We start from the raw sequence: 17037 nt of genomic DNA on the forward strand, positions 1-17037 counted from the left end.
GTCAAAACCCGTCTGCTCAAGGTTCGTCTCCTTCCACGACCTTGAATCAGAACTCCAACTCAAAGGGAATCCTGTGAATGCAGACAGCTCCTAGGCCTGGCCTCGGATGGCGGCGAACATCAGCTTCGCCATATGTGAGAGTCGCGCGTGCATGGAGGCCGCCCGCCGGTTCATAAACAACGCGGCCGGTCAGCGAATCCACGGTGATCGCGAAAACACCATATCCAGCATTGGGGTTGCCGCGCTCTCGGTACGGCAGCTCGATCCCCTCGATCTGCGGCATCTGAGAGCGGCCGCGTGAATAGGTCAGGTCGAGATGGGTGTCGGGCAGTCCCTTGGGCTCGGCCAGCAATTTCACGCGAAGTAGTTCGGAATCGTCGCGATTCGGATTAATCCCGACAGCCCCGTTCGTAATCTGGCTCGACGTCTGGCTCCGCCGCAAGTCGCCGCTCAAACGGAACGCCAACTGGCCGTCGATCATCGGCCCGGATACGACGCCCGAAACCTGCCGGGTATCGCTTTCGCCCGCAACAAAGCGTACCCTGCCTTCCCAATCGAACGACGGTACCTTCGTCTCGACGAAGATCGCCCCGCCGATCGAATTTCGACCCTGTGTGGTGGTCTGTGGGCTGCGGAATACCTCGACCCGCCCGACATCCCACACCGAAGTCAGGCCGAAGGCGAGTTCGTAGTAGGTGGCGGAGCGGCCATCGATCGTGATCGTCGTCCGGGGGCGAGTGCCTGCGAGAAACGCAGGCAGATCGCGCACCACCCCCGTCGAATCCTGCCCCCGGATCACCGGACCTTCGCCGCCGGAACCAAGCTGGACGTTGGGGATGGCCTGCAAGAGCTGTTCGATCCGGTCGGGGGTGGCCCGATTGTCGATCTCTTCTCCCGTTTCGGCAGCAACGCTGGAAGCAGTATCATGCTTTGAACGCGATATACGTTCGCCCGTGACGACAATTTCCTGCCGATCACTGACCTCTGATCGCCCCGTCCATTCAGGCACAGATATCGCAAGGATCAATGCATCGATCATCAACTTGATCATTGCGATCAATCGAGGGGACTTGCAATGAGAGGCAATTCTTCTTCGTCTCGTCGCAATGGACATGGAGCGCTTGGAAGGAGGCGGCCTGACGATGGTTATTTGGTCCCAACGGGAACAAACAGGTATCTGCAAGTATATGACTTGCCGATTTCATGGCGCAATCGAACTGCTCGAATGCCGCAGATTGGCGCAAAATCCCGCACGAATCTGGGCAAATGCTGCGATTAGAAGAGCGAACGCGTCACTGGTTAAGTTTCGCCGCGTGAAACCGGCTTGACCGGCACCCCTTACATCTGGCTGCTTGCCATCCGTCCTTCGGCCGGGTGCGGCTGTTTGAGAGGGAGAAGAGGGGTGGAACAGCGTATCTATGGAACCGCCGTGCCGCAGGACATGGACCGGCTCTCGGTCATGCGGCGGGTGCTTGAAGGTCTGCCTGAAACGACGCTGATCGTGTTCATGGCGCACCGGGTCGAAGGCAAGCGCTATGCCGAAATCGCGCGCGAGCTTGGCATCAGCGAATGGCGTGTCGAGCGGCACATGGTGCGCGCGATCACCCGAATCGCCGACGTCGGCGAACGCTACCGGGCGGCGCTTGCGGCGCTCGATCCCGTCTCTCGGCAGGTGCTGGAACTGACCTGGGATGGGCTTTCGAACGATCGCATCGCTGCGCACCCGGACTATCTCGCAAAGACGTTTAGATGCGTACGGCTTGGCCAGGTGAAACGCGCAAGGGCGCAAGCGCCATACCTTTCTGCAAAATCCGTCGAGACCTCGGCGCGAATCTCTTCCGTCAGCGCAAAGGCCTGCATGACCTTCAGGCGTCACCAGTGGTCGCGGCGCTTTCTCAAAGCCAGAAACACCGCGCGTTCGTCGGCCCCCTCGGCCAGCTCCGGCAGGTTCTCTCGAATGCCCGGACTCCCGAGCCGCAGGAAGCTGTTGATTCCCCGCTCCTCGCCGAGCGTCGTGAAGTAAGGCTTACCCTCCATCCGCTCCGCCAGCGCCAGCGCGGCGGCATTGCCCGGCTCCACCGACAGCGTGAACCCCAGGTTCCGCTTCAGATAATCATGCCCCGGATAGACGCGTGTCGCGTCCGGCAGCCCACCTAGCATCGTGATCGTCTCGTACAGCGTCGGCGCATGCCCGCCGTAGCCGCAATTGCCGACCCCCGCGCCAAACAGCGTGTCGCCGGCGATGAGGAACGGCGCGCCGTCCGCCTCGCCAAGAAAGGCGATGCTCGCCATCGTATGCCCCGGGACCGCCCGTACGGTGACGCTCTCCGCCCCCACCGCAACCGCATCGCCGTCCACCAGCAGCCGGTCGAGCCCTTCGAGCGTCCCCGCCGCCGCGCGCGGCGCCATCACCGCCGCACCGGTCTGCGCCTTCATCGCAGCATTCTTGCCGGCATGGTCCCAATGCTCGTGCGTGTTGAGGATCGCCGTGACGGAAAGCCCCCGCGCCTTCGCCTCGCCCAGCACCCGCTCCACGTCATACGGATCGACCGCAGCCGCCTCCCGCGTCTCCGCGCAAGCCAGCAGATAGTTCACATGGTCGTAAGCATTCCGAAGCGGGATCGGGACAACCTGCATCACACGTCGCCCGCCCCCACCGCTGCGCGTACATTGGCAATGAACAGCCGGTAATTCTCCTCGGAAACCGCCCGCGCTGCATCCTCCGGCATGTCAACCGCCACGAACGTCGACCGCATCAGCAGCACGCAGGCCGAAGCGCCAGCTGGAATGATCTTCGCGTATCCGCAATAGTCCGCGAACGGCACCACATCGCCGGTGTCGATGATGCGGAACATCATCTCCATGTTCGCCTCGTCATAATGGTCGAGGCGTTCCTTCACATAGCCATCGCCAAGGTGGCCCTCGGTGCGCATCGTCCGCACCGTGCCCAGCCCCTCGCCCTCGAACTCGATCGAAGACACGAACCCCTCCTCCGCGCGTCGCTGCCCCTCCTCTGTCGCGAACAGCCGCCAAACCCGCACCGCCGAAGCCTCGATACGCGTCGCCTTTTCGAAAATCATGCGACGTACCTCTGATCCGAAAGGCCGAACTTCTCGATGAGGAGCCGATCGAGCAGCCGGGCCGGCAACAGCGACGGCAGCGTCCAATTGAGAAAGCGTCCGCGCACGCGGGCGTAGCGCGATTTCGGGTTTCGCGCCGTCAGCGCCTTGTAGATGAGCTTCGCAAAGCTTTCGGGCACATGGGCATTGCGTCCAGCGGCGATGAACGCCGACTTGAATGCCTCGAACAACGCGCCGTAGTCGCTGCCCGCGTATAAACCGTCCTCCGGACGGTGAACCTTCCGCCAGATCGGCGTTTGCACCGGACCTGGCTGAATGACGATCGTCTTGATGCCATAGATGGCAAGCTCGCTCCGCATCGCATCAGACAGCGCCTCGAGTCCGTGTTTCGAGGCGGCATAGCCGCTGACGAAGGGAAGCGTCATGCTTCCGCTGACCGAGGAGACATTCACAATCCTGCCCGGCTGCCCGGATCGCGCAGGATCAGCCCCTAGCAAGGGCAGGAAAGCCTGCACGACGCGGAGCGTGCCGACGAGATTGACATCGATCTGCGCCTGCCAATCGGCGATGGGTTGGAGCGCGAGCGGCCCGAAATTGGCGAGGCCGGCATTGTTCACGAGCGCGGTCAGCGTCCTCCCATCAAGCGCCTGCGACACCTGCCCGGCGGCTGCGGCGACGGCTTCGGCGTCACGCACGTCGAACACGAGTGGCGTGAAGCGACCTCCCAATCCGGCAGACAAGCCTTCGTCGCCGCCCGGCTTGCGGACGCTTCCGAAGACGTGCCATCCTTCCGCCACGAGCTGTTCGGCCACCGCCCGCCCGATCCCGCTCGAAACGCCAGTGACGACCGCTGTCCGCATCCTAGAAGTTCACGCGCGCCGTCAGGCCCGCGCGGCGGCCCCACGAACGCTGATTATAATCGCCGAGCGGCGCGCCACTGAAACGCTGCGCGACGATGTCGACCAGATACTCCTTGTCGAACAGGTTCTCGACGTACGCCGTCAGCGACCAGGCATCGGCGGAGAGCGACAGACGGGCATTGACGAGGTGGACGGCACCGCGCTCGTCGCGGTTATCGACCTCCCAGTAGAAATTGCCACCCTTGCCGTTCGCCTCGATGCGCGGCGTGATCTCCATGTCACCGCCCAGCGGGATGCGATATTGCACCGCCGCCGAATAGGACCACTGCGGCACCTGCGGAAGTTCGTTGCCTTCGAAATCTCCGGCAGCGGGAAGCCCGGCGAACACGGCGGTATCGTATTCAGTGATTTTCGTATCGAGCAGACCGCCGGACAGCGAGATGTCGAGCCCGTTTGCGAGGCGCGCGGCGAGCTCGAGCTCGACGCCCATGATCCGGGACTTCGGAATCGGATTGGTGATGACCTGTGATCCCGTGAGCTGATCGAACAGATAGACCTGCCGGTCCTTCACATCGGTGTAGAAGGCCGCGCCGTTCAGGGTGAGTGTGCGGTCCAGCAGCGTGGATTTGAAACCGACCTCGTAGCTGAGATTGCGTTCGGACTTGTAGATGCGCGTGATCCGGTCGTTCGGATTGAATCCACCGCTACGGAATCCCTTGCCGACCGAGGCGTAGATGTTCGCGTCGTCGCTGAGCGCATAGGTGACCGACAGCTTCGGCTGGATCGAATCGAACGTCTTCTCATAGGTCGGTGTTCCAGGCAGCACACGATCGGTCTGCTTGCGCTTGTCGGCATCGTAGCGAAGCCCGAGTGAAATCTCGAGCGGATCGACCAGGCGGTACGATGTCTGGCCGAATGCAGCGTACGCGAGATTGTCATCCGTCGCGCGCGTCGCGGTGAAAACCATCGGCTCCGGGATCGGGAACGGAAAAAGCACGCCGCCCGCGCCAGGCCGGACATAGAGCAGACTGTCGATCTTCTGGTCGGTTTTCAGCACGTAGGCGCCAACCATCCATTTGAAGGCGCCGGGCCCCGAGGTCAGTCGCAGCTCCTGGCTCCAGGTGTCCGATTTGAAATCCTGCGTCCCCGACAGGTAGTCGAAGGGCAGGAAATCGAAGTCCTCGTACAGACTGAACTTGGTGCGCGTGTAGGCGCTGATCGCGGTGAGCGTGACACCGGGCGCCTCGTAGTCGATCTTCACCGAGGCGTCGTGAAGATAGCGGTCAACCTCGCCGAGAATGTCGGCCGTGATCGGCAGCAGATCGGTGCGCTCTGCGCCCGGCGGCACGAATGCATACCACGCCGCACCGCTATGGCTTTCTGTACGTGAGCCCCGGATATCGATCGTGAGATTATCGCTCGGCGTCGCAAGCAAACTGCCGCGGAGGCTGTTCGATTCCTCGTCGTTCACTTCGGTGTTCAGCGTTTCGTTGTCGATGTCGCCGTCGAATGAACGCACCGCGCCCGCCAGACGGAACAACAGCTTGTCCTCCACGATCGGGCCGCTGACCGAAGCGCGGGCGCGCAAGTCGCTGCCGGTGCCGATGGTGCCTTCGACCATGGCTTCGAATGCGTTCGTCGGCTGCCGGGTTACGATGTTGAGCGCACCCGCGATAGCGTTTCGGCCATAGACGGCGCCCTGCGGCCCTTTCAGCACCTCAATGCGTTCGATGTCGAACAGATCCTGCGTAAACTGGTTGACGTTGCTCAGCTGCACGCCGTCGATCACCACCGCGACCGGCGGCTCGCCGTTGCGGACCTGCCCCACGCCACGAATATTGATGAGCACGATGCCCGGCTGCTCCGCCGCCGAGATGCTGAAATTGGGAACGTTGAGTGCGACGTCGCGGATATTGTCGATGCCCGCCGCCTCGATCGCATCCGCCGTGAAGGCGGTGATCGATTCCGGCACGTCCTGCAAGCGCTCCTCGCGCTTGCGGCCGGTCACAACGATTTCCTCAAGCTGCCCCCTGTTTTCGGCGGCGGGCGCATCCGCCATGTCGGACTGGGCCACCGCTGCCGTGCCCGTGCAGAGCATGGCCGAAGTGCAAAGATAGCGAAGCGCCTTGTATTTCCCGTTCATCACAGTCTCCCTGATTTTTTCTCGTTATTATGGCCGGCCCCGCCGGACCGGCCGGAACCCGCAAGCCCGCTCTCAGATGAAGTCACGCGAGGGATGCGCGCGCGGATAGGCGCGCATGTATTCGAAGAAGCGTGCGAGCGTCTTGTCGCTCTTCGTCAGCGTCCCCGGACGGAATTTCAGCGAGGACATCACCATCAAATCCTCTGAAACAACGCCGCGTTCCAGCTGCTCGATGAAATCGAGAAACTGCTCGACCTCATCAGGCGTCCCCATGTCCTTGCGCGCCACGAGAACCATGTAGTTCTGCGCGAAACCGGGCTGGGGAAGCCCCATCGGATTGAGAAAGCCGAACCAGCGCCCGGCATAAACGGTCGTCTGATAGTAGAGCGAAGTGCCATAAATTCCGACGACATTGTCGATCGGCGAACCATCTGTATGGATCCCCGAGAAGCTGTAGAGCATCGAATGGTCGGTCCAAGCGATGTCTTCGGGATCGTCCTGCGTGAACTTCACATTATGCAGCGCCTTGATGTGCTGCATGTCCGGTGTGTTCGCACACTGCACCCACGGATCGACGCAGTTGGGCTCGCCGTTCACGATGGTGCGGATAACGAGCTGGTCTTCAGGATAAGGGAAATCCGGCAGGTCGTAGTGCGGCTCCTCGCCGTTGAACGCCCAGATGATGCCGAACTTCTCCTGGCTGACGAACTTGTAGAGGCGCGCGGTCGGCGGCGGCGGATCGCCGATCGCGGTGGCGACGCAGCGCCCCTCGCCGTCGTATTTCCAGTGATGGAACGCGCAGCGCAGATCGTTGCCGATGACATCGCCCGAGCGAAGATCGGCGCCGAGATGCGGACAAAAGGCGCTGGTGACCTGCGCCACGCCATCGTCGCCGCGGAACACCACGATGCGGCCATCGAGGAACCCATAGCCCTTCACGCTGCCGACCGGAACATCGCTCGACAGGCAGATCGGGAACCAGGATCGGGTAAACAGTCCGTCCTCGCCCTCGAACGGAATCTTCTCGCCCTGCACGCGGCCCGAGGGGTTGCCGGCGCGCGGACGGTTGATGGCGGTTGCAGTCATGCTTTTCTCCTGAGGGCGAATGAAGGGTGGAATGACGGGGGCGGGCGGCGGATCACGGCACGCCCCCGTCCAGAATGATCTTGAGATGGGCGGCATCGAGGTGCCCGCCCGAAACGATGCAGACCACCGGGCCGTCATGCCTGCCCACGATCGCGGCTGCGACCGGCGCGGCTCCCGCGCCCTCGGCGATCACGTGATGACGTTCCGCGAGCAATTTCACGGCTGCCGCCGTTTCGGCGAGCGAGACGACCGCGGTGCCGCCGATCAACGCGCGGACCAGCGGCCACATCGCCGGGATGACGGCGGGGCCCCCCATGCCGGTAACAAACGAGCCCGCGTCGAACGGAACAGTGACGGGTTCGCCCGCCGCGAAGGCCGCGCGCAGTGGGGCTCCGGCCTCGGTTTCGCAGGCGATGACCCGGGCCGAGGAGCCTCCTGCCTGCAGCGCCGCGGCAATGCCGCTGGCCAGCCCGCCGCCGCCGTAAGGCGCGATCACCGTCGCGACGCTGGCGAGATCTTCCAGAATTTCCGTGCCGATGGTGCCGTTTCCCGCAAGCACGTCGGTCTCCACGACCGGATGGATGAACGCGGGATCGGCGGGGGGTTCGGCGAGCATCGCCCACCAGCGATCATAGGGAAGCGCGACAACACGTGCGCCAAGTCTTTCCAACGCAGCGATCTTGCTGCGCGCGGCTGTCTCCGGAACATAGGTTGTGACGGGAATGTCATGCGCGCGTCCGGCGTAGGCGAGGCCCTGCGCGAAGTTACCGGCACTGGCCGTGAACACGCCCGCCCGGCATGCCTCGCTCCGACTGAGCAGCGCGTTCGCGGCGCAGCGAATCTTGAAGGAACCGATGGGCTGCAGCATCTCGAGCTTCAGGAAGATATCGTCGCGATCTGTCGCCTGAAGTCGGATGAGCGGCGTGCGCACGACAAGGCCGGCGATCCGTTCACGCGCAGCCATGATCTGCGCGCCGTCCGGCAGCGCGAAGGGGCGCGATACCACGCGTTCAGCCTTCCGTGCGTCGCGCGAGCGCAGCGTATCCCACCCTGTCCATCACGATCCCTCCCGATTGCTCCCGACCGCAATCAGACTGGTGTCAGCGGCGGCTGGCAACCGCTGCCGGCATCGCGCGGGGACTGCCGAAGGGATGTATGGATAACGATGGACAGATTCCGCTCGCCATTCAGCTAGTCGGTCAACCGGATAGCTGGGGCTCTGGCTAGTAGAGAAGGCCCTGCTGCTGCGCGACCGCGATGGCCTTCACACGGTTATGTACGCCGAGCTTGCGGTAAATCCGCTGGAGGTGGAACTTCACCGTGGCCTCGGAAACATTGAGCCGCGCTGCGACCCCCTTGTTTGATTCGCCCTGCGCCAGGCTGAGCAGGATTTCCCGCTCGCGGCTGCTGAGATAGGATCCACCGGCATCTTGATCGATGACATGGTCGAAGCTGTGGCCGAGACGCTCCGAAAGGTCGGCGAGAAGCTGGCGGGCCTCGGCGGACAAGGCATGTCGCTGCGCCGAGTGCGAGATGAGGGCGCAGAGACGCGCCATGAGTTCACCTTCCTCGAGGAAGGCCTGCATAGAGGGCTGGAGGGGACCGGACTGAAGAACCTCGGTGAAAGCGGCGATCGCCCGCTGCGGACTGCCGGAGCAGGACAGAAGGATGGCCTTCAGGATGCCGATCTTGAGGAGCAAGCGCCCGATTCCTCGCTCAGTGCATTCCGCCTCCAAAGTATCCAGCAAGGTAGAGGCGCGCTTGAACTGGCGCGAATGTATGAGCAGACGCGCGGTCGCGACGCCAAACGACAGACGCTCCCGCCAGCGCGCATCGTCGTCGCCCGTGCGTCCCAGCCGGATCGCGCGCAGCGCCGCCGCCGCCTGAGTACGATGTCCCGCGAAGGACAGAAGTTCGGCACGCAACGTCTGCATGATGAGCCCGAGCCGGGCGAGGCCGGTGCGGAGCGCTGCCTCTTCGCCGCGGCGCGTGATCGCCGTCGCGGCTTCGAGCCCCACCTCGGCAAAGGCGCGCAGCGCCGCCGTTCGATATCCGCTGACGAACAGGTCGAGCCAACCGTCGTTGTTCTCGGCACTCTGCAACGCGGGCAGAAGATCGACGCCGAGGTCCGCCTGTCCGCACTCGAAGAGCATTTCCGCGCGCAGAAGCCGGGCGAGCGTCGCCATGTTCGGCTCTTCGGGGAAAAAATGCACGGCGATCGACTCCGCGCTTTCGATGTGACTCGCCGCCTGTTCCGAAAGCCCCTGCCAGCTGCGCGTGGATGCCAGATGCAGGTGGATGAAGAACTGGCCGTAACGCGCATCCGACTTCGCGTAATAGCGCTCGGCGGCAAGGCCCGCCGCGGCGGCGCTCGAGAAATTCCCCATGCTGAGATGGACACGGCAGATGAGATTCTGCACCCACCCCTGATGGATGAGATCGCTCGGCGGAATGCCGGCGGCGATTTCCTCCAGCCGGCCCCCGAGTCCGGCGGGAAGTTGCTGATCGGCGTGGCATGTCAGCATGATGTCGAGAAGATCGAGATCGCCCATCGCGCCGCCAGCCTCGCCCGACCTCTCGGCGTTGCGCAGTCGCTGGATCAGGCGGCGCGCGTCGCTGATGCGGCCCTCCTTCGACAGGATGAGCGCTTCGGAGACGCCGAAGGACGGCTCGCGATCCAGATAGTGGCGGGGGAAAGCCGCCAGCACCGAGCGGAACGTACGGAGTCCGTAGCGCATCGATAGTTCGGCCGGACCGAAGCGACGCACGAGGTCGACGCATTCCTCGTAATCCTGGGCGAGGCAGGCATGGAGCACGGCTTCGTCTGCGGCATCGTGCTCGATCATCCACGCCTCGACAGCGCGGTGCACCTGCCGGATATCCGAGCCGACGCGCGCGCGATAACGCCGCAGCAGCGCGGTGCGCAGCATATCGTTCACATGAAACCAGAGACCGTTCAGCCGCTGCGACTCCAGCAGCCCGGCGCCTCGGGTCAGTCGCTCGACGGCGTTCTCGACACGTATATCAGGCGCAAGCAGCCGCGCGAGATCGAGCGTGAAGCGGGAGACGAGCGCGGTGCGTTCGAGGAAATTGCGCTCCTCGACGGAAACCGACGCCAAGATCTCTTCATCCAGAAAATCCGCGATGAGATCGGCGGAGACCGAACCCAGCTCGCCGGCGATAGCGGGCGTGTCCCCGGCCTCGATCCCCGTGCGCACGAGCTTCAGGAGGATCGGCCAGCCATCACATCGGTCGATCAGTCGCAGCGTGTCGGCATCGCCGGTGGTGCCGAGGAAGGCCAGCGCCTCGCCGCGCGTGAAGCGCAACTGATCGGGGCCGATGAGATCGACGCGGTCCTGCGCACGCAGCTTGGCAAGACCAGGAAGGTTCGCCTCGCGCGTGGCCACCACCAACCGAAGTGGCGGCGCGAACACCAACAGGTCGATGAGTGCCGTGTGGATGTCTTCACCGACAGCGTCGATACCGTCCACGAACAGCAGGAAGGGTTGATCGCCGACGTGCTGCTCGACAGCCTCGGCGAGGCCCGCTACCGACGCCGCACCGGTATCGAGACCGAACGCTGCGGCGGCCCGGCCGAGGAAACGTGGCAGCACCGCGTCGCGCTTGTCGAGGTCCAGCCCCGCGCAACGCGCCCCTGCCTCCTCGGCGACCTGTTTCAGCAATCCGAGCGCGACGCTTTTGCCGTAGCCGGCGGGCGCCCGCAGCAGCGTGAGTTTGCGCGCGCCCTGCGCTGCCAGGCCGCGAATGCGATGCGACCAGGCGTCGCCGGCAGCCATAATCTCCCTCCCGCGTTCCGATACGCCGCCGTACACCGATGCGGGGCGATCGGACGCGATCTTACTGATCCAGCGCCGAGCGGAAACCCTCAACGACCCGCGCGACATCCCTCAGCCGACAGACCGTCAGCCGCATGCGCCCGTCAGGCATCGGCCGTACCAATATGCCATGGCTGACGAGATGGTCAGCCGTGCCTTTGGGTGCCGCGATGTAAAGGAAGTTTGTCGCCGACGGAGCGACGGCAAGCCCAAGTGCAGTGAGGTCGGCGCGCAACGCCTCGCGTGCCGCGCGGATCTCGGCAACGCTGCTTTCGAGGTGCACACGGTCCGAAAGCGCGGCGAGCGCCGCGCGTTCCGAGAGCACGCCCACACCGAACTGGGGGCGGATACGATCGAGCATCCCGGTGAGCGCTGCGCTCCGAGCCACACTGTAGCCGACGCGATATCCGCCGAGCGCATAGGCCTTCGAAAAGGTGCGCAGAACGAACCAAGGGGCGTCGGACGCGTCCAGCGCGCACAGACTGCCGTGCGGGTCCTCCAGCGCGTGGAACTCGTGATAGGCTTCGTCGAGCACGACGAGGCATCCGGAACCCGCCATTCGGGCGATAGCGGTAACGTCTGCGGACGGAATCGGTGTGCCGGTCGGGTTGTTCGGATTGCAGAGGAACACGATCTTCGCCGGTTGGCTCAGGGCTTCCGCCATTGCATCGAGATCAAGGTTGTGGTCGGCGCCGCGCGGGACATCAACGACGACAGCGCCCGCAGCGACGGCGAGCGCGGCATAGATCGGAAAGGTCGGCGAGGACAGCACCACCCGGTCGCCGGGATCCAGCGCCGCCCGTGCGATGGTCGCCAGCAGCGCTTCCGAGCCGGTACCGAAGCTGATCCGGTCCGGCGCGATGCCCAGCTGCTCGCCAAGCGCCGCGCCAAGCGCCGTGCAGGCTGGATCGGGGTAGCGCCACGCCTCTTCGGCGGCAGCGCGTACTGCCTCGGCGACACGCGGGCTGGCGCCCACCGCATTCTCGTTTCCGGCAAGATTGAGCACGTCGTCACGGCCCGACAGGCGGCGCACGGCCTCCAAGGTAAGGCCGTGATCGAATGGCGAAAGTCCGCCGAGCGTGCTGCGGAAAGGCTGGGTCACCGCCATGTCCTAGACGAGTTCGGGCGGGAATGGTTTGTCCTCGCCTTCGTTGTCCCACCCCATGGCCGCGATCTGCCAGTCGCCCTCGTTGCGGACGAACAGAAACCCATTGGCACCGCGCCCCAGAGGGCCCCCATCAATGCGGGCCTCGTAGCTGCCGATCGCCACGGCAAGGTTGCCGAACACCTTCACCACCGTCTTGTGAGCGCGCTCATCGAACGTCTTCATCGCGCCCGTCGTGTATTGCCCGCTCATGCGGCCTACAAAGGTCTCGATGTCGGTGGGGTTTACGGGGCGCGCGGAGGGGACGAGCACAGCGTCCTTGCGCACCGCCTTCGCGAAGCCCTCAAAATCGGGCGCCGCCGTTTCGTTCCAGCTCACCGCGGCGAACATGTCCTCGATGATCTGGCGGATACGCGCTTCGTCCTTGGCATAGTCGGACATGATGATGGTCTCCTGCTTTCAATATTTGATGAGGTTTTCGGGGCGGATGGGCAGCCGGTTGACGATGTCCGCAGCCCGGTCGCCGAGCGCGTCGCGAATGGCATTCGCGATCGCGGCTGGAATAGGAATCACCCCGCTTTCGCCCACGCCCTTGGCGCCATTCGGAAAAAAGGGCGAGGGCGTCTCCAGATGCACGAGATCGATTCTCGGCACGTCGGCGGCGAAAGGGATGTCGTATTCGCGCATGCTAAGCACCTGCGGCTGCCCGCGCGCGTCGTAGCGAAGCTCCTCGTAGAGCGCGGCGCCGATGCCCTGCACGATACCGCCGACCACTTGCCCCTCGACCAGCACGGGATTGACCTGCCGGCCGCAATCGTGCCCGAAGACGATGTGCTGGACATCGACGAGACCCGTCTCATTGTCCACCTCCACACGCGCGAGCGCCACGCCGTAGGTGATGGCGAGCGACGCGGGATCGAAGGTCGCTCGCGCCTCGATACCGGGTTCGGTCCCGGTCGGCAGGCTGTGCGCGAGATAGGCGGCGCGCGCCACTTCCGCGACGGAGACGCGGCGCGCGCCGTCGCCGCGCACCTGCACGCCGCCTTGCGTCAACTCGACCTCGGCCGGGTCCGCCTCCAGAAGGTGCGCGCCGATAGCGAGCACCTTCTCGCGCACCTTGCCCGCCGCGATCATCACCGCAGAGCCGCCGATGCCCGTGCCCCGGCTGCCGCCGCTGCCATAGCCGGTGTAGGAACAGGCCTGGGTGTCGCCGTGGATCACGGTTACATCCTCGACGGGGATCGAAAGTTCGTCCGCGCAGATGCTCTGGAGCACCGTTTCGACGCCTTGTCCCATCGGCGTCTGCCCGGTGAAGACCACGACCTGCCCGCCCGGCTCCATGCGCACGTTGGCAACGTCGAAGCCGCCGGACCTGATACCGATCATCCCGCAGAGCGCCGAAGGCCCGAGATTGGTGGGCTCGACATAAAAGGCCATGCCGATGCCGGCCGCCTGCCCCGCAGCGCGTGCCTCGCTGGCCAGCACGATCTGCCGGTCATAGTCGAACGCCTTTAGTGCAAGATCCAGCATCTCGGCGTAGCGGCCACTGTCGAGCAGCAGCAGGCCCGTGGCCGATGGACACGGCATCGCTTCCGCCGGAACGAAGTTGCGGCGGCGCAGCTCCGCCGGATCGATGCCGAGCCGCCGCGCCGCCTCGTCGAGCGCGCGTTCCAGCGCGAAGTTCACCTCGGGCGTGCCGTAGCCCCGATAGGCCCCCGTCGGCGTCTTGTTGGTGACGACGACGCGAACGCCGACGTGGACGTTCTCGATACGATAAGCGCCTGTCATCATCATCGCGCCTGCCCATGCGGCGCCGACCGATGTCGCATAGGGCTCCGCGCCCTTGTCCAGCGTGATGAGCGATTTCAGCCCGAGAATGCGCCCGTCCGCCGCCATGGCGAGCGCGAGATCGACGGTTTCGTCACGGCCTGGCACGGCAGCGACGAAGGCTTCAGCGCGCGTCTCGATCCAGCGCACGGCGGCGCGCAGGCGCAGCGAAATGTGCGCGAGTAGAATTTCCTCCGCATAAGGGCATGACTTGCTGCCGAAGGCGCCGCCGACGTCGGGCACCATGACACGCACGCGATGTTCTGGAACGCGCAGGCAATGCGCGATCGCCTCGCGCACCTGATGCGGAGCCTGTGTCGAAGTGTGGACCGTGACTCCGTCCCACGCCGCGTCGTACACGGCGAGCACAGCGCGCGCCTCGAGCGAATGCGCTGCCACACGTCCCGAAACATAGCTCCCCGCGACGACCGTATCCGCGCCCGCGAAGGCAGCGTCTACGTCGCCGCCATCCCACGCTGCGGAGGCAACGATATTGTCCGGCCAATCCTCGTAGAGCCGGGGCGCGTCTTCCCGAAGCGCAGCGTCTGGCGAAAGCACCACGGGGCGCGGCGCATAGTCAACGCGCACGAGCGTGGCAGCATGCCGGGCCGCTTCGGGGCTTTCGGCAACGACTGCCGCCACCGGTTCCCCAACGTAGCGGACGCGTCCGACCGCCAGCGCGCGGAGGCCGGAACGGCGCTGCCCGGCCACGTTCCAGACGATCGGCTGCGGTTCGAAAAGTGGCGCGATATCGGGACCGCTCAGGACCAGCAGGACACCGGGCGCTGCCTTCGCCGCAGCGACATCGACGGTGATATCAGCGTGCGCCTCAACGCTGCGGACAATGACGGCATGGAGCGCGCCCGCCGCGACGATATCGGCCACATAATGCCCGCGTCCCTCGATGAAGCGGGCCGCCGAGGGCCGCGCGAAATGCTCCGTGTCCCCCCGCGTCATTCGCTGCGTCCCAGAAGCGCGCGCGCTGCCGCAACGATCGAAACATAGCCCGTGCAGCGGCACGCGACCGAGGAGATACGGCTGCCGATTTCCGCATCCGTCAACGCTTCGCGGGCATTGTCGCGCATCATCGCGGCGATGGTGGTGACGAAACCCGGCGTGCAGTATCCGCACTGAAGCGCGTTGTGGCGCAGAAAGGCCGCGCGGATGGCGGGGAAGACATCCGCCTCGGCAACTCCTTCGACTGTTTCGATGGCGCGCCCGTCGCACTGCGCCGCGAGCGTCAGACAGCTTCGCACCGCCTCACCATCGACGATGACCGTGCAATTTCCGCAGACGCCGTCGCCGCAAGCGACATGCGTGCCCTTGAGGCCGAGCGTATCGCGGAGAAAATCCGAAAGGCGCGCGGTGGCGGGCACATTCGCCGCCACATCGCGCCCGTTGACGGCACAAGCGATCGGCACGCTCATGCACCCGCCTCCGCAAGCGCCCGGCGTGCCGCCGCGACGACCCAGGCGCGGACGGCATCGGACTCGAAGTCCGCGCGCCGGGCGTCCAGCGCCGCGAGCGCCTCGGACGGTGAGGTGCCGGACAAGCATACCGGCTGGGTCACCCCTCCGCTGACCGTCACGCTCGTTTTTCCCGGCGCGATGCGCGCGAGCGCCATCGCCAGCGAGCGTCCCCCCGAGCGGCGGCGCAGGAATTCCGTAAAGCTCGCGCGGTCCCGTGCGGGCACTGGGATGCGGACCCCTGTGACCAGCGTGCCATGCGTCAACGGGACGTGCAGCAGTGCGCGGATGGCGACGGTGCGGCCACCGCCCGCGCCTTCAAGCAGCACCTCGGCATCATAGGCAAGAAGGAAGGTGGAAATTTCCGATGCCGGGTCGGCGAGCGCGATGCTGCCGCCCAGCGTCGCCCGGTTGCGAACCGCGCTGTTGGCGGTGTGGCGAAAGCATGTATCGATGACCGGGAAATCGGCCGCGAGGGCGCGGCGTGCCGCGCTGATCGTCACCATCGCGCCGACTTCGATGTGATCACCGACCCGTTGGATGCGGCCGAATTCTGGAATGTTTCGCAGATCGACGATCGCGTCCAGCGCGCGCGGCGCGCGGCAGAGTTCGGGAATCAGCGTCTGGCCGCCAGCCAGAAACCTGCCGCGCGCGCCATGACGCGCAAGCAGCGCCGCAGCCTCCCGGGCTGTCGTCGGCGTATGATAGCTCGGTTCGTGCGGACTCGCAGCCGGTACTGCCATGGTCAGAATGTCGTGCCTCCCCTGCGGCCCAAGCGACCGTGCGCGGCTCCCGACCGTATCAGGACCATTTGCCGGCGATCAGTCAAACCGATCCGGTGTGGTTTCGGATGAGCCCTCTGGATAGTGGAAGGCATTCGGATGGGTATCGCTAGCCGGACGGCTAGCTCTCTACCATCTATCGCGGACCTTTGATGGCCTCACTCGCCAGGCCCGCGCGGCGAGGCCCTGAATGTCGATGTTCGCGCCGCAGACGATCACCTGCCACGCTGACCCCGCAGCCACTCGAGCGGCCCATCAGCGACGCTGGGCCAGGGCAAGAAGAAGGCCCGAAACTTCTGCCCGCTGCGTTCGGGCGATGTGGGTCTTCATGATGATGTGACGCCCTGCGTTGAAGCGGATCGCCACCCCGCCCTCACGGGCGGGGTGATGTCGTTTGTGCTGTTTCATCGGACGGGGAGCGGGCGTCACGGGACTTAGGAGGGCCGCGCCGACCTGCAACCTGCCTGCGGCAGGTCTTCCACATCCGTTCCAGCCCTTCGGGTGCAGGCCGCCTCATGCGGCCCGACTGATCCCGTTCCTGCGCTGGCACATGCGCCGGGCCATCCGGCACATCGTGAAGATCGGCAAACCCTACCAGGAAGCGTTCGCAGCGCTTGACCCCATATCGCAGCAGGTCATGGAGCTCGCCTGGGACGGGCTGCTCAATGATCGTATCGCGCTGCGGCTGGGGCTATCCGTCACCGAGGTCGAAACCCGCATGGCAGATGCGCTGGTGGCGCTACACAGAGCCACACCCCCCTAGGTGTTTAGTCCCTCGTTTTGATGGTGCGGTTCTCTGATAAACCGTTTTGGCTGCTCGGACCATATTTTGCAGACATATTCATATGGGGT

14 protein-coding genes and 1 pseudogene are annotated in these 17037 nt (G+C 64.9%); 2 read left to right on the plus strand and 13 right to left on the minus strand.

What is annotated here, in order from left to right; all coding sequences use genetic code 11:
* Nucleotides 1-46: 46 nt before the first annotated feature.
* The gene (locus GGQ98_RS17160) at nt 47-1051 is read right to left on the minus strand and encodes a TonB-dependent receptor plug domain-containing protein (RefSeq protein ID WP_184071733.1); all 1005 of its coding nucleotides are present in this window, start codon (nt 1049-1051) and stop codon (nt 47-49) included.
* 456 nt (nt 1052-1507) lie between these two features.
* Between GGQ98_RS17160 and GGQ98_RS18990 the strand changes: the two are divergent.
* Nucleotides 1508-1552, plus strand: a pseudogene (locus tag GGQ98_RS18990) (hypothetical protein); the annotation flags it as partial.
* 320 nt (nt 1553-1872) lie between these two features.
* On the opposite strand, the gene GGQ98_RS17170 reads toward GGQ98_RS18990, so the two are convergent.
* From GGQ98_RS17170 to GGQ98_RS17225, 12 genes are all read right to left on the minus strand, one after another.
* A complete protein-coding gene (locus tag GGQ98_RS17170) occupies nt 1873-2637 on the minus strand; it encodes an MBL fold metallo-hydrolase (RefSeq protein ID WP_184071735.1) in 765 nt (254 codons plus the stop codon).
* Complete coding sequence (locus GGQ98_RS17175) at nt 2637-3080, minus strand: SRPBCC family protein (RefSeq protein WP_184071737.1); 444 nt, start codon at nt 3078-3080, stop codon at nt 2637-2639. The genes GGQ98_RS17170 and GGQ98_RS17175 overlap by 1 nt, the downstream gene beginning before the upstream one ends.
* The gene (locus GGQ98_RS17180; RefSeq protein ID WP_184071738.1) at nt 3077-3940 is read right to left on the minus strand and encodes an SDR family oxidoreductase; all 864 of its coding nucleotides are present in this window, start codon (nt 3938-3940) and stop codon (nt 3077-3079) included. Before GGQ98_RS17180 ends, GGQ98_RS17175 begins: the two co-directional genes overlap by 4 nt.
* A gap of 1 nt (nt 3941) precedes the next feature.
* Nucleotides 3942-6083, minus strand: coding sequence for a TonB-dependent receptor (locus GGQ98_RS17185; RefSeq protein ID WP_243451983.1), 2142 nt, complete (start codon nt 6081-6083; stop codon nt 3942-3944).
* Between the two features lie 72 nt (nt 6084-6155).
* Nucleotides 6156-7169, minus strand: coding sequence for a Rieske 2Fe-2S domain-containing protein (locus GGQ98_RS17190; protein ID WP_184071740.1), 1014 nt, complete (start codon nt 7167-7169; stop codon nt 6156-6158).
* Between the two features lie 52 nt (nt 7170-7221).
* Nucleotides 7222-8175, minus strand: coding sequence for a threonine ammonia-lyase (locus GGQ98_RS17195; protein ID WP_341534251.1), 954 nt, complete (start codon nt 8173-8175; stop codon nt 7222-7224).
* A 217-nt stretch (nt 8176-8392) separates the two neighbouring features.
* Nucleotides 8393-10966: a helix-turn-helix transcriptional regulator gene (locus GGQ98_RS18735; RefSeq protein WP_184071742.1), complete on the minus strand. Its 2574-nt coding sequence runs from the start codon at nt 10964-10966 to the stop codon at nt 8393-8395.
* Between the two features lie 61 nt (nt 10967-11027).
* Nucleotides 11028-12107 carry an aminotransferase class I/II-fold pyridoxal phosphate-dependent enzyme gene (locus GGQ98_RS17205; RefSeq protein WP_184071744.1) on the minus strand — a complete coding sequence of 360 codons (1080 nt, stop codon included), beginning with the start codon at nt 12105-12107 and terminating at the stop codon, nt 11028-11030.
* Nucleotides 12108-12116: 9 nt separating this feature from the next.
* Nucleotides 12117-12551, minus strand: coding sequence for a Cif family virulence factor (locus GGQ98_RS17210; RefSeq protein WP_184071746.1), 435 nt, complete (start codon nt 12549-12551; stop codon nt 12117-12119).
* Nucleotides 12552-12569: 18 nt separating this feature from the next.
* Nucleotides 12570-14894, minus strand: a complete 2325-nt coding sequence (locus GGQ98_RS17215; protein WP_184071748.1) for a xanthine dehydrogenase family protein molybdopterin-binding subunit — start codon at nt 14892-14894, stop codon at nt 12570-12572.
* Nucleotides 14891-15364, minus strand: coding sequence for a (2Fe-2S)-binding protein (locus GGQ98_RS17220; protein WP_184071750.1), 474 nt, complete (start codon nt 15362-15364; stop codon nt 14891-14893). The genes GGQ98_RS17215 and GGQ98_RS17220 overlap by 4 nt, the downstream gene beginning before the upstream one ends.
* On the minus strand, nt 15361-16146 hold the full coding sequence (locus GGQ98_RS17225) for an FAD binding domain-containing protein (protein ID WP_184071751.1): 786 nt from the start codon (nt 16144-16146) through the stop codon (nt 15361-15363). Before GGQ98_RS17225 ends, GGQ98_RS17220 begins: the two co-directional genes overlap by 4 nt.
* Nucleotides 16147-16735: 589 nt before the next feature.
* Between GGQ98_RS17225 and GGQ98_RS17230 the strand changes: the two genes are divergently transcribed.
* On the plus strand, nt 16736-16948 hold the full coding sequence (locus GGQ98_RS17230; RefSeq protein ID WP_184071753.1) for a sigma factor-like helix-turn-helix DNA-binding protein: 213 nt from the start codon (nt 16736-16738) through the stop codon (nt 16946-16948).
* Nucleotides 16949-17037: the final 89 nt, after the last annotated feature.

This window comes from Sphingosinicella soli (assembly GCF_014199685.1).
GTDB lineage: Bacteria > Pseudomonadota > Alphaproteobacteria > Sphingomonadales > Sphingomonadaceae > Sphingosinicella > Sphingosinicella soli.